Below are 16941 nucleotides of genomic sequence, written 5' to 3'. Positions count from 1 at the left end.
AGTTTCAGTCGATGACTCAAGTTAATCAATCAAACGATTGACAGAGTGGAGCAATCGATTGAATGATGGGTGGACCGTCCCGCCACACAGGAGAAACTCGCCGTGCACACACCGTCAGATATCCAGCAGACCGAGGTCCTCATCGTGGGCGGCGGCATCACCGGCCTGTCCACCGCACTGTTCCTGGCCAGGGCGGGTATCCGCCCCACGCTCGTCGAACGGCACTCGTCCACCGCACTGCAACCGCAGGCACGGGCGTTCAACCCGCGCTCGATGGAGATCTACCGGGCGCTCGGCCTGGAGCAGGCGATCCGCGACCGGACCTCGATCCTGGCCGACTTCCCGGAGATGATCGGCGCGGACACCCTAGCGGGCCAGGAACGCTTCCGGGTCGACATCCTCAGCCAGGTCCGGCCACCGGCCACCCTCAGCCCCACCGACTGGACGATGATCGACCAGGACGAACTCGAACGCGTCGTCCGTGCCGACGCCGAAAACCACGGCGCGGAAATACGATTCGGCACCGAGCTGATCTCCTTCGACGCCACACCCGACGGCGTGGCCGCCCTGGTCCGCGATCTCGCGAGCGGCGCCGAGCGCCACATCCACGCGGACTATCTGGTGGCCGCCGACGGCAATCGCGCGGGCATCCGCACCCAGCTCGGCATCGGCGCCGCCGGGCCGGGCGAGTTGATCAACGCCGCGAGCTTCGTCTTCGACGCCGACCTCAGCGCGACCCTGCGCGACCGCCGATTCCTGCTCGGCTACTTCGACCAGCCGACGACCGGCACCGCCCTCGTGCCCGGCCGCGAGTTCGGCCGCTGGTCGCTCGGCATCCCCTTCGGCCCCGAGTCCGGCGAGACCGCCGCCGACTTCACCGAACAACGCTGCATCGAACTGGCCCGCCGCGCGATCGGCGACCCGAACCTCGAACTCACCCTCGTGCCCTTGATGACGGGCTCGGATCAGAAGGTCGCCACCACCCGGATCGGCGCCTGGGTCGCCGACCAGTACCGGATCGGACGGATCTTCTTCGTCGGCGACGCCGCCCACGTCTTCCCGCCCACCGGCTCGTTCGGCGCGAATACCGGCATCGCCGACGCCAACAACCTCGCCTGGAAACTCGCCGCGGTCCTCAAAGGCCAAGCAGGCCAGTCGCTTCTGGATAGCTATGGAGACGAACGCCACCCTGTCGCACTGGTCACACTCGACCAAGCGATGCAGCGACTACAGGGCCGCCACAACGGCACCGGCGACGACGCGGCCACCATCGACGACCTGACCATGATCCTCGGCTACCGATACCGCTCGGGGGCCATCCACGCCGAAACCACCACTCCGGACGGCCCCGTCGAGGACCCACGCCACCCCAGCGGCCGCCCCGGCCTGCGCGCACCCCACGTGTGGCTGCGCCAGGACGAATCGACACTGTCCACGATCGACTTGTTCGACGGCGCGTTCACCCTGCTGGTCGGCGCGGCCGGTACGGAATGGGTAACCGCATCGGAAAAGATCTCCGCCACAATGGATCTCGACCTGCGCGCCTACCGCATCGGCACTGATTTCGCCGACGTCGACAACCAGTTCCTCGCCGCCTACGGCCTCACCGCCACCGGCGCGACACTCATCCGACCGGACGGATTCGTCGCCTGGCGCGCCACCGAACTGCCCACACAGCCGGACCGAGAACTGCTGCTCGCACTGACTCAACTGCTCGCCCGCGAAGACAGCCACGCCCGCTGAATCGGCGCCCGGACGGCGGCGCCTGCTGTCCGGGCCGCCCGCACCTCGACCCATCTCGACACGCGTCCGGCGGGCGGTTGTGCCAGCCCGGATGCGAAGGTCGCCGGAAGGTGACTACGTTCGCGTGCATGGATTCACAAACGCTGCCGGGAGGCGACAGCACGGAGACGCGGGTCGATCATCTCGGTCGGCGGCGGCTCTTCCGTCGGGGACGACGGATCCCGGTAGTGAGCCAGGCGGTCGGCAAACTGGTGGCCGATCGTCCGGCGACCGCCGACTCGATCGTCGCGGCACCTTCACCGCTGCAACCGATCGACCTCACCGACGACGCGGCCGTCGCCGAGGTACTCGACCTCGCGGTCCGGGTCGGCGAGGTCGTGCTCGCCTCGGGCACCGGCGTCATCGACACGACCACCCAGGTCCGCTTCATCGCCGCCACCTACGGACTGGTCCGCTGCGATGTCGACGTCACCTACGACACCATCCGGATCTGGACCGACCGGGGCCCCCGGCTCGCGCCCGCCAGCAGCATGCGCATCGTGCGCTACCGCTCACTCGACTTCACCCGGCTCGCCGCCGTCGACCGGCTGACCCGGCGCATCCGCAACGAGGTGGTCGCACCGGAAGACGCGCGCGCGGCGCTGGACACCATCACCAAGGCGCCGCATCCCTACCACCGCTGGACGGCCACCTTCGGCTGGTCGCTGCTCGCCGCGGCGATCGCCGCCCTGCTCGGCGGCGGAATCGTCGTCGCCGCAGTAAGTTTCGCCACCACGCTCGCCATCGACCGGTCCAACCGCGTGCTCAACCGCTACGGCCTACCGTTCTTCTTCCAGCACATGGTGGGTGGCGTGATCGCCGCGACACCCGCCATCGTGCTCGCCACACTGGCCGGGCCACTCGGCATCGATGTCGATCCGTCACTGATCATCGCGGCCGGAATCACCGTGCTGCTCAGTGGATTACAACTGGTCGGCGCGGTCCAGGACGGAATCACCGGCGCACCGATCACCGCGACCGCCCGCATGCTCGAGGTCATGATGATGACCGGCGGCATCATCGCGGGCATCGCGATCGCGCTGCGCGTCGGCTGGATGCTGGACGCCACCGTGCCGCCGTTCCTCTTACCAACGGGTGACATCACCGACCTGCCCGTCAAGATCGTCGCCGGTGCGGTCGCCGCACTCGCCTTCGCGCTCGCCTGCTACGCGGAGAAGCGGGCCCTCACCGCGGCGGCGGGCAGCGGCGCGGCGGGCACGATCTGCTTCCTGATGGTGCAGCAGGCGGGTTTCGGGCCGGTGCTCTCCTCGGGCGTCGCGGCCACGGTGATCGGCATGGCCGGTGGTCTGATGGCCAGGCGGGCATTGACTCCCCCGCTCGTCGTCGCGGTCGCGGGCATCACCCCGCTGCTCCCCGGCCTCAAGCTCTACCGAGGTCTCAACGCGCTGCTCAATGATCAGCTGGTGATCGGCGCCAACCAGTTGCTCGCCGCGTTCGGCGTCGGCTGCGCGCTGGCCGCGGGCGTCACCCTCGGAGAATGGTTCGACCGTACCGTTCGGCGGCCGCGCATCCTGCGCCGCTTCGGTTCGCTGCGCCGCCCGATCGTGCGGCGCATCCGGCCGCGCAGTCGCCGCAGGCCGCCGCCCATTCAGTGAGCCAAGTGGGTGCGGCCCGCACGCGAAGCCTGTATCGTCGAACGTGTTAGTTAGGGTAGCCATACTTGCTGGGCACCCCGTCGCGATCAGGTGAGGTGGTTCGGACATGTCAGAGGCAGCACCGTTCTCGAAGCAGATCCGCAGTGCCACCGAGGAGCAGCACGAGGACGCGCGGAGCTCGCGGTTCATCACCGACATGCTCGGCGGCGCGCTCGGAATCGGCTCGTATCAGCGCTACACCGGCCAACTCTGGTTCGTCTACCGCGCGCTGGAGGCCCGCTGGGAGAGCCTCGCCGCGGACCCGGTCGCTGGACCGTTCATCCGTACCGAGCTGTTCCGCACCGCCGAACTCGAACGCGACCTCACCCACCTCATCGGTCCGCAGTGGCGCGACGAGCTGGCGCCGCTGCCCGCGACCGAGGCCTATGCCGCGCGTATCGATGAGTGCGCCCGCAAGTGGCCCGCCGGCTACATCGCCCACCACTACACCCGCTACCTCGGCGACCTGGCCGGCGGACAGATCGTCCGCGACACCGCCGAGAAGCTGTGGAACCTGCCGCACCGCGGCGACGGCGTCCGCTTCTATGTCTTCGACGCCGTCGGCAACCCGGCCGCGTTCAAGCGCGAATACCGCGCCCTGCTCGACCGATTGCCGCTCGACGACCTGGAACGCCGCCGCGTGCTCGACGAAGGACAGCACGCCTACACCATGAACACCGCGCTGTTCCAGGAACTCGCACAGGAGTTTCCGGCGGCTCAGTAGGCGCCCGCGCCGCGCGTCACCGCCCCGATGGTCCTGGCGATGAGTAGCAGATCCAGCACCATGGACCAGTTCTCCACGTAGGAAAGATCCAGCCGCACCGAGTCTTCCAGCGATAGGTCCGATCGTCCGCTGACCTGCCACAGCCCGGTGACCCCCGGCTTTACCAGCAGCCTGCGCCGCATCTCGCCGTCGTAGCTGTCCACCTCGCGCTGCACCTGCGGGCGCGGTCCGACCACGCTCATCTCGCCACGCAGCACATTGAAGAACTGCGGTAGCTCGTCCAGGCTGAACTTGCGGATCACCTTGCCGATCGGCGTGATTCGCGGATCGTCCTTCATCTTGAAGAAGACCGGATTGCCCCCGTTGCGCTCGATGAGCGCGTCCACGCCCGCCTCCGCCTCGGTGTACATGCTGCGGAACTTGATCATCCGGAACGGCTTGCCGCTCCGCCCGATTCGCTCCGACAGATAGAACACCGGACCCGGGCTGGTGAACTTCACCGCCATCGCGATGGCCAGCATGGTCGGCGCGATCAGCACCAGCACCGCCGCCGCGAAGCACACGTCGAACACCGCCTTGCCCGCCGACTTCGCACGATCGTATTGCGGTTTGGCGATGTGCAGCATCGGCACTCCCGCGACGAAACGATTCGTCAACCGGGTGCCCGCGATGTCGACCACGCCGGGCGCAACGATCAGCTCGACCCCGAGCGGGTCGAGTTCCCAGGCCATCCGGCGCAATTCGATCGGCCCGAGATGATCGGTCGCGGTGACCGCGACGGTGTCGGCGCCACTGCGGCGCACCGCGTCGAGCACCGTGCGGTCGCTGCCGACCACCGAGAACGTGTGCCCCGACGGTTCCCGGATGTACTCGGTGATGTCGTTGAGCCCGTTCGGGATACACACACCGACCACCCGGTATCCGGAGGCCGGGTCGGCCGCGAACGCGTTCGCCATCGCCTGCGCCGCCTCCGCGCAGCCGACGACGAGCACCGAGGTCCGGTACTCCCCTCGCCCGCGTAGCTGCCGCGCATGGATCCGCCATAGCAATCTGCTCAGCATCAGCCCGAACAAACCGAGCGGTAGTGCAATAGCCAAATAGCCACGCGCGAACTCGATCTGGAAAACCAGCGACACGATCGCCAGCACCCCGAACAGTCGCAGCGTCGCCGAGACCAGCCTGCGGTACTCCTCGGTACCACTGCCGACCACCTGCGGCGATCGGGTATGGCCGACCGCGAGGAAGGCGGCCCAGGCGAGCGCGAGCGCGCCGGAGACGACCGTGTACCCGACCTCATAGGGCAGGTGCCAGGCCAGCGGTGGCGCGGCGGGTCCGCCGAATCGGATGACCTGGGCGAGCACCATCGCCGCCACGATCACTCCGAAATCGGTTGCGCCTAAGCGCCTTACATACTCAGCCTGCCATCGTTCACGCTCGGAGCGCGGCAAGGTCTGCGACGATCGACGATAGTCCAGGTCGTCGTCGTCAGCGAGCTCGAAGCTCATGGAAACGCACCTCCCCATGGGAGAGAAGAAGAAAGAAGCCCCCCGATCCGCATCGATCGGTCCCCACGGCACCATCCTGACCGTGTCGGGTGTCCCGTCCTTCGGCGGCCAGAAGCCGATTGTTACAGAACACAATCCGTTTCACATGTCGAATCATCAGGGCCGCAAAGTGTTCCGAACAGTAGCCGACAGGGGAACGGTCGGTTTGCCGCCCCGGTCCGTTTCGGGTGGTCACCGCCATATGAGGCCAGGTCGCGAACCTTCGCTACCACCAGGCGAATTCGTCCCATGAGGGTCAAACCACTAAGCCCCCCGATAGCGGCCGGGAAGCTACCCGCCGGAAACGGTTGAAAAGTACCGGAAATTACTTCCCGACCAGCCGATTTCGACTACGACACGCGGGGCTTTCGTTGTAACGTCTCACTGGATCGGGTCGACGTCAGGGGTGCGCCGGCAATGCGCCGGTACGTACGACTCTCGGCAGAAGGTGGGCTGCGTTGCTGTGTCGACTGTGTGATTCCGAACGATTGACGAGTGTGCTCGATTTGGGCGCAACACCGCCGTGCGAGAAGTTCCTCGCAGCGGACGAACTCGATCTTCCGGAATCAACTTACCCGCTGCATCTGCGGCTATGTGCGGACTGTCTGCTGTTGCAGATACCAGCGTTGATCACCCCGGAGGAGACATTCACCGAGTACGCATACTTCTCGTCGTACTCCGACAGCTGGGTCCGGCACGCGGAAACCTTTGTCGCACAGGCGATCCAGCGACTCGAACTCGACGCCGACTCGTTCGTCGTCGAGGTGGCGAGCAATGACGGCTACCTGCTGCGGCACGCGGTGGCAGCGGGCATCCCGTGCCTCGGCGTCGAACCGTCGGTGAATGTCGGCAACGCCGCACGTGCGGCGGGCGTGCCCACCGAGACCACCTTCCTCGACGAGGAGTCCGCGGCGAAGATCCGCGCGACGCACCGGCCCGCGAATCTGGTGGTAGCCAACAACGTCTACGCGCACGTGCCCGACCTACGCGGCTTCACCAGATCGCTACGCGACCTGATGGCCGACGACGGCTGGCTCTCCATCGAGGTGCACCACGCGCTGAACCTGCTGCGGCTGGGCCAGTTCGACACCATCTACCACGAACACTTCCAGTACTACACCGTGCACTCCGCGCAGCGGGCGCTGGCGACGGCGAATCTCTCGGTCGTCGATGTAGAACTGCTGGACACGCACGGCGGATCGATCCGGCTGTGGGCCCGGCCGAGCGAACTGGGTGCCGCCCCCAGTACCCGCGTCGCCGAAGTGCTTCGCCTGGAACAGGATGCGGGCCTGCACCAGGTCGAGGGCTACGACCAGCTGCGCACGCGCACCGAGGCGGTCCGCCACGACCTGCTGCGTTTCCTGCTCGACCAGCGCGCCGCGGGCAAGCGCGTCGTCGGCTACGGCGCACCGGGCAAGGGCAACACCCTGCTCAACTACTGCGGCATCCGCACCGACCTACTCGAGTACACCGTCGACCGAAACCCCTACAAGCACGGCCGATTCACGCCGGGCACGCGGATCCCGATCCACGCGCCGGAACGGATCGACCTGGATCGGCCCGACGTAGTACTGGTGCTGCCGTGGAATCTCGAAGCCGAGATCACCGAGCAGCTCCGCCATATCGCTTCGTGGGGAGGCCGATTGGTCTACCCACTCCCGGCACTGCACAGTGCCGACCTCACCAGTCACAACGACGTGAACAGCGCACGACATCAGGAAATGACAGGGAGGGGAGCGCGATGAAGGTTGTGCTGTTCTGCGGCGGATACGGCATGCGGATGCGTGATGGCACCGATGACATGATCCCGAAGCCCATGCAGCTGGTCGGTCCACGACCGCTGCTCTGGCACGTGATGCGCTACTACGCGCACTACGGCCACAAGGAATTCATCCTGTGCCTCGGCTACGGCGGCCTGCACATCAAGAACTTCTTTCTGACCTACCAGGAGTCGGTGTCGAACGACTTCGTCATCCGGGACGGCCGGGTGGAGATGCTGAGCTCCGACATCAGCGACTGGCAGATCACCTTCGTCGACACCGGCCGGGAATCGCCCATCGGCGAACGACTGCGCCGGGTCCGCGAACACGTCGCCGGTGACGAAACCTTCCTGGCGAACTACGCCGACGTGCTCACCGACGCACCGCTGGACCACATGATCGAGAAGTTCACCGAGTCCGGTGCGGCGGCCTCGATGATGGTGGTGCCGCCGCAGTCGTCCTTCCACTGCGTCGACATGAAGCCCACCGGTGAGGTCAAGGAGATCATGCCGGTGTCGCGGATGCCGCTGTGGGAGAACGGCGGCTACTTCGTGCTCAACCAGGAGATCTTCGACCTGCTGCCGCCAGGCGGCGATCTGGTCGCCGACGCCTGCGGCACGCTGGCCGGGCAGGGCAGGCTCTTCGGTTACCAGCACCTCGGCTTCTGGAAGCCCGCCGACACCTTCAAGGAGCGGGCCGAGCTCGACGCGGGCTACCAGTCCGGCACCCGGCCGTGGATGGTCTGGGAGAACGCGTGATCCGGCTGAACGTCGGAGCGGTCGCCGAGATCGCGGTGCTCGGTGCGCACTGCGACGACATCGCGATCGGGATGGGGGCCACGCTGCTGACGCTGGCCCGCGCGCACCCGGGCCTCCGGGTGCGCGCCCTGGTGCTGTCCGGCGGCGGCACCGCGCGGGCGGATGAGGAAAGCCTTGCGCTGGACGCGTTCTGCCCGGGCGCCGAGGTCGACCTCACCGTGCTAGATCTGCCCGACGGCCGGGCACCTGCGCACTGGGACCGAATCAAGAACGAACTCAACACGTTTCGTGCCCGCATCGATCCCGACCTGGTCTTCGCGCCGCAACGCGGTGACGCACACCAGGATCACCGGCTCCTCGCCGAACTGGTGCCGACCGAGTTCCGCGATCACCTCGTGCTCGGCTACGAGATCCTCAAGTGGGAGAGCGACACTCCCGCCCCCAGCATGTACCACCGGCTCACCGCGGCACTCGCCGAGGAGAAGTCGCGACTGCTGCTGAAACACTATCCGTCCCAGGCACATCGGGACTGGTTCGACGAGCAAGCCTTCACCGGCCTGACCCGGCTGCGCGGCGTGCAGTGCCACAGCGGGCACGCCGAGGCATTCGTGCTCGACAAGGCCGTCATCGATTTCGGAGGTTTGTAGCAATGCGGGTACTGCTCACCGGCCACCAGGGCTACCTCGGCACCGTCATGGTGCCGATCCTGCTCGCCAACGCGCACGAGGTGGTCGGTCTGGACGCAGGCTTCTTCGCCGACTGCGTGCTCGGCGACCTGCCGGGCGATCCGCCCGGCCTGACCATGGATCTGCGCGACGTCACCGTCGAGCAGCTGCGCGGCTTCGACGCGGTCATCCATCTCGCGGCGCTGTCCAACGACCCGCTCGGCGCGCTGGCGCCCGAGATCACCTACGACATCAACCATCACGCGTCGGTCCGGCTGGCCCGGCTCGCCAAGGAGGCGGGTGTGCGGCGCTTCCTGTACGCCTCCACCTGCTCGGTCTACGGCGCCGCGGGCGCGGACCTGGTCACCGAGGACGCGCCGCTGCGTCCGATCACCCCGTACGCGGAGAGCAAGGTGCGCGTCGAGGACGACGTCGCCGTGCTGGCCGACTCCGGCTTCTCCCCCGTATTCCTGCGCAACGCAACGGCATTCGGCTTCTCACCACGTTTACGGGCCGACATCGTGCTCAACAATCTGGTCGGGTACGCCACGCTGACCGGCGAGGTGAAGGTGCTCTCCGACGGCACACCGTGGCGGCCGCTGGTGCACGCCCGCGACATCGCGTGGGCCTTCGCCAACTGCCTCACCGCGCCCCCGGCGGCAATTCACTGCCGCGCCTTCAACATCGGCACCGAGGCCAACAACCTGACCGTCGCCGACATCGCCCGCGCGGTGGTGGAGGCGGTGCCCGGCTCCCGGCTCAACATCACCGGCGAGAACGGCGCCGACCCGCGCTCCTACCGGGTCGACTTCTCGGCCGCCCGCGCCGCCATCGGGTTTCGCGCGCTGTGGACCGTGCAGGCCGGCGCGGACGAGCTGTTCCAGGAGTACACCGCGCGCGGACTCACCTACGACGACTTCTTCCAGAAGTTCACCCGGCTGCCGCATCTGGAGCGGCTGCGCGACTCCGGGGTGCTCGATGAGTCGATGCGCCGGATTCAGCCCGGAACCGCTCGTGTGCCAGCCACCTAGGCGCAATGGAGGGGCCTGCCGTGGTTGCCGCCGCTGACGCGCGTCGCTGCCGAGGTTGCGCGAGCACCGAACTCGGCCCGGTGCTCGATCTCGGCATGGTGCCCGCCGCCGACTACTTTCCACCCGGCACCTCCCCGGTCGGCCTCGCCGAGACCGCGCATCCGCTCCGGATGGTCCTGTGCGCGCGCTGCGGCCTCGCGCAGCTGGCCGAGGACGACACCCGCGCCGAGGAGCCACGCGGGATCGAACCGGCGGCATTGCGCGAGCAGGCCGCCGATGCGGTCGCCAGGGTCGCGAAAGCCGGTCTGCTGCAGGGCAAAACCGTGCGCGAGTTCGGTAGCCCGCACGGCGGCACCTGGGTGCCGCTGCTGACCGACCGTGGCTACTCCCCCACCGACGGTGTCGCCGATGTGGTGCTCGATTGCTTCGGGCTGATGCACGAGCCCGATCAGCGCGCGGCCTTCGCCGAGCGGGCGGCGGCGACCGCGCCGGACGGCCTGCTGTTGATCCAGTTCCATTCGCTGGCAACCATCGTCACGTCGGGTCAGTGGAACGCGCTGCGACACGGTCATTTTGCCTACTATTCGCTGTCCGCCCTCGGCCGGTTGCTGGCCGCCGCGGGCATGAGCATCACCACCGCGTGGCAGTTCGACCTGTACGGCGGGACCGTGCTCGTCGGCGCCCGGCACGGCGCGCATCGCTCCGATGCCGCGGCCCGCGCGATCCGCACGCAGGAAACCGAATACACCGAGCCCGCCGCCGTCGGCCGCCTCCAACAGGCCGCCGACGGGCATGCCGAGGCGTTACGGCGCTGGCTGACCAGGCATGCGGCGCAGGGTGATCGGGTCTTCGCCTACGGCGCGGCCTCGCGTGCGGTGGCACTGTTCAGCCTGGCGGGGGTCGATCGCGGGCTGATCGCCGCCGTCGCCGACGCGTCACCGGCCAAGCAGGGCCGACGGATGCCCGGCACCGACGTGCCCATCATCGCGCCCGCCGAACTCGTCGCGGCCCGACCGGATCTCGTGCTGCTGACGCTACCCGATCTGCTCCCGGAGGTCCGCGCCCGCTATCCGGAACTCGACGGTTGCTGGATTGTCGACGACCCGGCCGACTCGACCGTCAAGGGAGGATGAGTTGCCTCGAATTCGCTGGCCCCCAGCATATTTGTTGCCCGTTTGCTCTATGCGCTTGATCTGACATGATTTCGTTTACCGAGCACCTGACAGCCCCAGATGATCGATGAAGTTCTTCGCTCCTGCGTGCCGGGGAGCGGGCGTCGAGCGAACGACCGCGCTCGGCCAGGTGTGTGTGCAGAGGGGACAACCTGATGAGGGATATCACGCAGCAATGCGGCCGCAGTGTCCGTATGTTCGCGATCGCCACCGTGGTGGCGTCGGGACTGGCGCTCGGAACCGGCACCGCGGGAGCGGTCGTCGACAGCAGTAGCCAGATCGTCGATCAGAAGGATCGTTCGATCGAGGCGATCCAGTCCGACACGAGGATCGATTTCGTGCCGCCGCTGGACGGAAATCCGTTCACTCGCGAGTGGTTTCACAACGGCGAGGCTTCGTTCAAGGTCACCGGCCCGAGCGCCGACGACTGGCGCGGGCACATCACCATCGGCTATCAGGTCGGCTATCCGGCGACGCTGAGCGGTCGATTGAAGTTCGGGTACTCGACCCCGGATCTCGGGGTGGATCTCGGCGGCGACAGCGGCGCGCTGCTCAAGCTGAACGGGCTGATCCCGCGGGCGGGCATCGAGCTCGAGGTCGGCCTCGGCCCCGGCATCCAGACCGTCGAATTCGCGGGCGGCGACGTCTCCGGCACCGGTGGCTTCATCCGGATCGGCGGTTACCACGCCACTGTCACGGGTGTGGTCGGGCAGACCACGATTCGGCCGTTCGTCAAGGTGGTCAGCGGTAACGGCGACACCGTGTACACCTACGGGCGGCTCTGGAGCATCTGAAGCGTTCCACCAGCCGTCGAACACCGAAGCCGCCCCGGACTTGTCCGAGGCGGCTTCAGTATCTTCATGGCCTCGTTCAGACCAGCAGATCCGGCCGGTTGCGCACGGTCGCCACCGTACGAACCCGCAGGCGGTACAGCGCCGCCCGCGCCAACCGGGTATCGCCGGCCAGCACGTCGCCGCGGCTCACCAGGTGCGGGTAGTCGCCCGCGATGCGGTGATGGAACCGGTACATGTCGGTCAGCTTGCTCACCGTCGAGGTGCGGCTGCACAGGTTGAACGACGAATTACGCCAGGCGGCAAGGATTTCCGACATGCCGAAGAACACCCCGAACGAGGAGACCCTGGCGAACAGATCGACATCCATCGGGAACACCAGGTCGCCGCGCAGCCCGCCGACCTGATCGAAGTGCTTGCGGTAGAACATCGCCGCCGCGGTCGGCCCGAAATCCGCGGGCCCGCGCCGCACGATGACCCGGGCCAGCGCCCGCGCGCTCTGCCTGCCGAGCAAGCCCGCCAGACCGAGGCCGCTCTCGAGTAGCGCGCCCTCCTCGTCGATCACCTCGAATCGGCTCGACGAGATGGCGATCGACGGATCGCCGACCATCACCGCGAGCTGCGCGGCCAACGCGTCCGGCCGCAGTACGTCGTCGGCGCAGACGACCTTGATCAGGTCGCCGGTCGACGCGGCGATCACCTTGTTCCAGTTGTCCCCGATCGGTAGCACGGTGTCGTTGCGCAGCACCCGGATTCGCGGGTCGTCGATCGCGTGCGCGATCTCGCCCGTCTCGTCGGTGCTGGCGTTGTCCAGCACCACGAGTTCGAAGTCCACGTCCTGGTCCAGCACCGAGCGCAGCGTCGTGGCCAGCGTGCGTCCGGAGTTATAGGCCGGCACGCAAACCGACAGTTTGGTCATGTCTTATCCCCCTAGCTGATGGGCCGGGCGCACCGGTCCGCTTTCCACCAGGCGGAAGACTCGTTCGAGCCCGGCCCGGCTGGCTTCGATCTGTTCGACGGCCTTCTGCTGCAAGCCTTCTCGCACCACCGGCGCCTCATCCCACGACTCGCGCACGGCTTCGGTCAGCGTCTGCTCCAGTGCCGGGTCGTTGAGGTGCACGATCCGCAGTCCGGTGCCGAACATCTGGAGCAAGCCGTGGAACTTGTCGTCGTAGTACTCCGACGCGGTGATGCCGACCGCCGGAATCCCTTGGGAGAGTGCGAAAACCGCGAGATGGTAGGCGCTGGTGACCAGCACCCGGCAGCCCGCGACCTGGCGGGCGACATCGTGTGGCGTGCCGCCCCGGCCGACGGCGGGCCGCGCACTTGCCGCGCCCGCCAGCAGTGGCAGCGTGGAAAGCCGGTCCTCCGAGGCATATTCGGAGATGATCAGCGGCACCACCCCGGCGTCGAGCCGGCCCGCGGACGTGCGAACCACCCGTCCGAGGGTCGCCTGCGCGGCCGCGGTGACACGCGAGTAGTCCGCCACCCGTAGGCACAGGCCGATGTCCGCGCCGATCCTGGCCTGCCGCAGCCGATAACCGAATTCGACCGCGTCGTCCCCGGTGACCAGCACCCGTTCCGGCGCGACGCCGAACCGCGACAACAGCTCCGGTCCGCGCCGACCTTCGCGTAGCGCCAGGAAATCGACGTCCGGTAGCACCTCGGCCGCGCGCCGCACCAGCGCCGGATCGCGCAGCGGGCCGAGGCCCTGCCCGACCAGTGCCGTCGGAATGCCTCGCGAGCGAGCATGTTCGAGCAGGTTCAACGTGCGGTGCGCCTGATAGCGGTCGACGTCGGTCATATACCCACCGCCCAGCGCGAGCACCAGGGACGCCTGTTCGACGGCGGCCGGGATCTCGACCGGGAATTCGGTCTCCTCCGGCGTCGCGACGTGTTCGGTGATGCCCGGCCCGTTCGCGCGGCGCCGGGCCGCAGAGCGCAGTGCCCGCAGCCGGTCCTTCGGTCCGTCCGTCGCCGCCCGCCAGTGCAAAGCCGCCGGGCCGACCAATCTTGTTCCCGCAGAACGGGATAGCCGCCCGGACCAGCCGTCGCGGCCCCAGCTCCAGTCGGGCCCGCAGAGCGGTTCCGCCTCGGGCAGCAGCGCCTGCAGGATGCCTGGTTGATGCGTGAGCACGCCGATCCTGGCTCGCGGCCAGCGCGCGCGCAGCCGTTCGACCGTCACGGCCATCATCGCGATATCGCCGCGGTTACGCAGCCAATACTCGCCGTTTTCGACGAGCACCCGGATATCACCCTCGGTGATATCGGCGCGCTCGGCCTCGGAACCTGAGGTCCCCACTGTCCATACCCTCCCGCCAGCCCCCCGCGGGTCGGTCCGTGCCGAGCACGAACTCGTCCTGAAATCTACCCCACGCTATGCATCGCGGCTACCGCATGGAGAGTTACCCGCCGGCGCCGAGCAACTTACTCCGTTGCGCGCGAAGGTACTTCGTGCCGACCGGATTGTTTGGTTATCCGTCCGGCGTGGACCGCGGCGAGCGACGCACCGGCGAATGCCGTGCAATAGTCCACGAGTTCGTCCATCGGCACGTCCAACCGCCCGCCCTGTTTCTCGACCAGAACGCGCTCGAGCATGCCGACAACCGACAGCGCGTAGATGTCCACCAACTGCGCCGGCGGCGGCGTTTCGGGGCGCGCGTCGGTGGCGGTCGCGGCGACCAATCGCGCGAACCGCCACAGTGCCTCCCGCATGCGGTGTTCCGCGCCCGCCCCGTTGGGTTCGACGAAGACGATCCGGAGCTTGCGCGGATCCTCGGCCAGCGCGGTGAGATAGGTGCCGATGCCTGCCCGCAGCTTGCGGGTCCCCTCGGCCCGTTCGGCGTCCACGGCGACGGCGACCGCCTCGAACAGCTCGTCGATGACGCGGTCGAACACCGCGGCGAACAACTCCTTGGTGCCGCCGAACGATTCGTAGAAGTACCGGTCGGTGAGCCCGGCGCTCCGGCACAGATCCTTCACCCCGGTCGCGGCGTAGCCCTGCGCCCCGAACAGCTCCAGACCGGCATCCAGGAGTTTGCTCCGCCGCGCGGCGACCCGATCCGCCGCGCCGACCCCGCCGTAGGGCCGCACCGGTCGTCGCTGCTTGGCGTCGCCACTCATCGCTGGTCCCTGCTCGTCATCTCGGCATTGTCTCCCATCCCGGGCGGCCATCTGCTAAATATGACGATCAGGATAGTCAGAATTGTGAACGGGGTCGTGCAGTGACAGCTCAATATCGGGACAGCGCGGTCAGCAGGCGTTCGGTACTGCGTGGCGCGGCAGGTTTGGCCGGAGCGGCCGGGTTGGCAGCAACCGCGGGTCCGGCGGCCGCACAGGTGACACGCAGGCGAAACGGCCCGCCCCGCAACACGGTCGCGGTACTCGGCGCAGGCATCGGCGGGCTCACCGCGGCGCACGAGCTCGCCGAGCGGGGCTTCGAGGTGACCGTCTTCGACCGCAAGGAACTCGGCGGCAAGTCACGCACCATCCCGTTGCCGGGCACCGGCAGCGACGGTCGGTTGCCACTGCCCGGCGAGCACGGCGCCCGCGGTTTCACCTCGTTCTATCACCACGTGCACGACACCATGCGCCGCATCCCGCTGCCCGGCACGCGGAATACGGTGCACGACAACCTGGTTCCGTTCTCGGTCAACGACCCGCGGTATCCGCGCGCGAACAATCTGCCGGACGGCTTCCCACTCATGTTCGGGTTCTACTTCGACCCACGCCAGGCGCTCACCCCAGAGGGTTTGCAGCGCATTCTGATCGAGGGCTTCCTGAAGAACAACCTCATCCCGCTACCCGAGGCGATCCACATGGCCGGGCGGGTGGTCACCTTCCTGACTTCCAGCGAAGAGCGCCGGTTCGGGCAGTGGGAGCACGTCAGCTGGTGGGATTTCGTCGGCGCCGCGAGCCGCTCGACACAGTTCCAGTCCCTGGCCGCAACGGGTTTGACGCGCGCCCTGGTCGCCGCGAAGGAGTACGTCGCCAGCACCCGGACCATGGGCAACATGATGGAGAGCTTCTTCATCGCCCTGCTGCAGGAGCTCACCGGCGGCCCCAAGGTCTACGAGGTGCTCAACGGCCCGACCAACGAGGCCTGGCTCGACCCGTGGATCACCCTGCTGCGCGACATGGGTGTGCAGTTCCGGCCCGGTCATGCGCTCGACGGCTTCGAGGTGGCGGGCGGCCAGATCGGCGGCGCCCGGATCCGCACGCCCGACGGCTCGACCCAGCTGCACCAAGCCGACTGGTATGTCTGCGCGGTACCGACCGATCGCGCGCGGGGCCTGTGGTCGCCCGAAATCCGCGGTCTCGACCCGGGTCTCGCGCGGATGGACGAACTCACCGTCGACTGGATGAGCGGCATGCAGATGTTCGTCACCGAGAAGCTGGAACTCGGTGCGGGGTACAACATCTACCTCGACGCACCGTGGCGGCTGACCTCGTACTCGCAATGCGCGTTCTGGGATGTCGACTACGCCGCGAAGTACGGCGACGGCAACATCCTCGACGGCCTCACCATCGACATCTCCGACTGGGACACCCCGGGCATCCTGTACGGCAAGATCGCCAAACACTGCACCCGCGAGGAGATCTACCAGGAGACCTGGGCGCAGCTGGCCGCCGCGCTCAACGACGACGGCAAGATCCAGCTGAAGGACGGCATCGTCCGCGACTGGCTGCTCGACCCCGGCATCAGCTGGCAGAACGGGCAGAACCAGAGCGACGAACCGTTGCTGATCAACACGATCGGCTCGTGGGCGGCCCGGCCCACCGCGCATACCAAGATCCCCAACCTGTTCCTCGCCGCCGACTACGTGCAGACCAACTTCGACCTGGCCACCATGGAGGGCGCCAACGAGGCGGGCCGCACCGCGGTCAACGCACTGCTCGACGCCGCGGGCTCCCCCGCCGCGCGGGTCACCATGTTCGCCCGTGACTCGGTTCCCGCGTTCGAACCGCTGCGCCAAATGGACGCCGCACGCTACCGCGCCGGGCAGCCGAATCTGTTCGATCTCGGTTGACCGACCGGTAGCTCACCGACTGCCCGACC

The 16941-nt window shown here is 67.7% G+C and carries 14 protein-coding genes; 10 read left to right on the top strand and 4 right to left on the bottom strand.

What is annotated here, in order from left to right:
• Positions 1 to 102 precede the first annotated feature (102 nt).
• The 3 genes from ACQPW1_RS23705 (at position 103) to ACQPW1_RS23695 (ending at position 4161) form a co-directional block, all read left to right on the top strand.
• Positions 103 to 1743, top strand: a complete 1641-nt coding sequence (locus ACQPW1_RS23705; protein ID WP_433664896.1) for an FAD-dependent oxidoreductase — start codon at positions 103 to 105, stop codon at positions 1741 to 1743.
• 218 nt (positions 1744 to 1961) lie between these two features.
• A complete protein-coding gene (locus ACQPW1_RS23700; RefSeq protein ID WP_433665318.1) occupies positions 1962 to 3398 on the top strand; it encodes a threonine/serine ThrE exporter family protein in 1437 nt (478 codons plus the stop codon).
• A 106-nt stretch (positions 3399 to 3504) separates the two neighbouring features.
• On the top strand, positions 3505 to 4161 hold the full coding sequence (locus ACQPW1_RS23695; RefSeq protein WP_433664894.1) for a heme oxygenase (biliverdin-producing): 657 nt from the start codon (positions 3505 to 3507) through the stop codon (positions 4159 to 4161).
• Here the strand turns inward: ACQPW1_RS23695 and ACQPW1_RS23690 are convergent.
• Complete coding sequence (locus ACQPW1_RS23690) at positions 4155 to 5666, bottom strand: sugar transferase (protein ID WP_433664893.1); 1512 nt, start codon at positions 5664 to 5666, stop codon at positions 4155 to 4157. The genes ACQPW1_RS23695 and ACQPW1_RS23690 overlap by 7 nt on opposite strands.
• 497 nt (positions 5667 to 6163) lie before the next feature.
• Between ACQPW1_RS23690 and ACQPW1_RS23685 the strand changes: the two genes are divergently transcribed.
• The 6 genes from ACQPW1_RS23685 to ACQPW1_RS23660 all read left to right on the top strand — a co-directional run bounded on the left by ACQPW1_RS23685 (position 6164) and on the right by ACQPW1_RS23660 (position 11885).
• Entirely contained in the window at positions 6164 to 7450 is a 1287-nt protein-coding gene (locus ACQPW1_RS23685; RefSeq protein WP_433664892.1) for a class I SAM-dependent methyltransferase, read from the top strand.
• Positions 7447 to 8223, top strand: coding sequence for a glucose-1-phosphate cytidylyltransferase (locus tag ACQPW1_RS23680; RefSeq protein WP_433664891.1), 777 nt, complete (start codon positions 7447 to 7449; stop codon positions 8221 to 8223). Before ACQPW1_RS23685 ends, ACQPW1_RS23680 begins: the two co-directional genes overlap by 4 nt.
• Positions 8220 to 8870 carry a PIG-L deacetylase family protein gene (locus ACQPW1_RS23675; protein WP_433664890.1) on the top strand — a complete coding sequence of 217 codons (651 nt, stop codon included), beginning with the start codon at positions 8220 to 8222 and terminating at the stop codon, positions 8868 to 8870. Before ACQPW1_RS23680 ends, ACQPW1_RS23675 begins: the two co-directional genes overlap by 4 nt.
• A gap of 2 nt (positions 8871 to 8872) precedes the next feature.
• The gene (locus tag ACQPW1_RS23670) at positions 8873 to 9919 is read left to right on the top strand and encodes an NAD-dependent epimerase/dehydratase family protein (protein WP_433664889.1); all 1047 of its coding nucleotides are present in this window, start codon (positions 8873 to 8875) and stop codon (positions 9917 to 9919) included.
• 95 nt (positions 9920 to 10014) lie between these two features.
• Complete coding sequence (locus ACQPW1_RS23665; RefSeq protein WP_433665317.1) at positions 10015 to 11052, top strand: transferase; 1038 nt, start codon at positions 10015 to 10017, stop codon at positions 11050 to 11052.
• A gap of 194 nt (positions 11053 to 11246) precedes the next feature.
• Entirely contained in the window at positions 11247 to 11885 is a 639-nt protein-coding gene (locus ACQPW1_RS23660) for an MspA family porin (protein ID WP_433664888.1), read from the top strand.
• A 76-nt stretch (positions 11886 to 11961) separates the two neighbouring features.
• Here the strand turns inward: ACQPW1_RS23660 and ACQPW1_RS23655 are convergent, their stop codons facing one another.
• The 3 genes from ACQPW1_RS23655 to ACQPW1_RS23645 form a co-directional block, all read right to left on the bottom strand.
• Positions 11962 to 12801 carry a glycosyltransferase family 2 protein gene (locus tag ACQPW1_RS23655; protein ID WP_433664887.1) on the bottom strand — a complete coding sequence of 280 codons (840 nt, stop codon included), beginning with the start codon at positions 12799 to 12801 and terminating at the stop codon, positions 11962 to 11964.
• Positions 12802 to 12804: 3 nt separating this feature from the next.
• Positions 12805 to 14184, bottom strand: a complete 1380-nt coding sequence (locus tag ACQPW1_RS23650) for a polysaccharide pyruvyl transferase family protein (RefSeq protein WP_433664886.1) — start codon at positions 14182 to 14184, stop codon at positions 12805 to 12807.
• Between the two features lie 125 nt (positions 14185 to 14309).
• Positions 14310 to 15005 carry a TetR/AcrR family transcriptional regulator gene (locus ACQPW1_RS23645; RefSeq protein ID WP_433664885.1) on the bottom strand — a complete coding sequence of 232 codons (696 nt, stop codon included), beginning with the start codon at positions 15003 to 15005 and terminating at the stop codon, positions 14310 to 14312.
• Between the two features lie 101 nt (positions 15006 to 15106).
• Here ACQPW1_RS23645 and ACQPW1_RS23640 point away from each other — a divergent pair, with 101 nt between their 5' ends.
• Positions 15107 to 16912 (top strand): hydroxysqualene dehydroxylase, encoded by a 1806-nt coding sequence (locus tag ACQPW1_RS23640; RefSeq protein ID WP_433664884.1) that lies wholly within the window; start codon positions 15107 to 15109, stop codon positions 16910 to 16912.
• Positions 16913 to 16941 lie beyond the last annotated feature (29 nt).

Source organism: Nocardia sp. CA-128927 (assembly GCF_050955855.1).
Classification (GTDB): Bacteria; Actinomycetota; Actinomycetes; order Mycobacteriales; family Mycobacteriaceae; genus Nocardia.
Note: the sequence above shows the minus strand (reverse complement) of the source record. Positions and strands in the feature narration are given on the sequence as shown.

Bases quoted from the DNA above. Each gene is read 5' to 3' on its own strand.
- ACQPW1_RS23695 (WP_433664894.1), top strand. From the start codon at position 3,505: ATGTCAGAGGCAGCACCGTTCTCGAAGCAGATCCGCAGTGCCACCGAG.
- ACQPW1_RS23690 (WP_433664893.1), bottom strand. From the start codon at position 5,666: ATGAGCTTCGAGCTCGCTGACGACGACGACCTGGACTATCGTCGATCG.
- ACQPW1_RS23680 (WP_433664891.1), top strand. From the start codon at position 7,447: ATGAAGGTTGTGCTGTTCTGCGGCGGATACGGCATGCGGATGCGTGAT.
- ACQPW1_RS23670 (WP_433664889.1), top strand. From the start codon at position 8,873: ATGCGGGTACTGCTCACCGGCCACCAGGGCTACCTCGGCACCGTCATG.
- ACQPW1_RS23665 (WP_433665317.1), top strand. From the start codon at position 10,015: ATGGTGCCCGCCGCCGACTACTTTCCACCCGGCACCTCCCCGGTCGGC.
- ACQPW1_RS23660 (WP_433664888.1), top strand. From the start codon at position 11,247: ATGAGGGATATCACGCAGCAATGCGGCCGCAGTGTCCGTATGTTCGCG.
- ACQPW1_RS23655 (WP_433664887.1), bottom strand. From the start codon at position 12,801: ATGACCAAACTGTCGGTTTGCGTGCCGGCCTATAACTCCGGACGCACG.
- ACQPW1_RS23645 (WP_433664885.1), bottom strand. From the start codon at position 15,005: ATGAGTGGCGACGCCAAGCAGCGACGACCGGTGCGGCCCTACGGCGGG.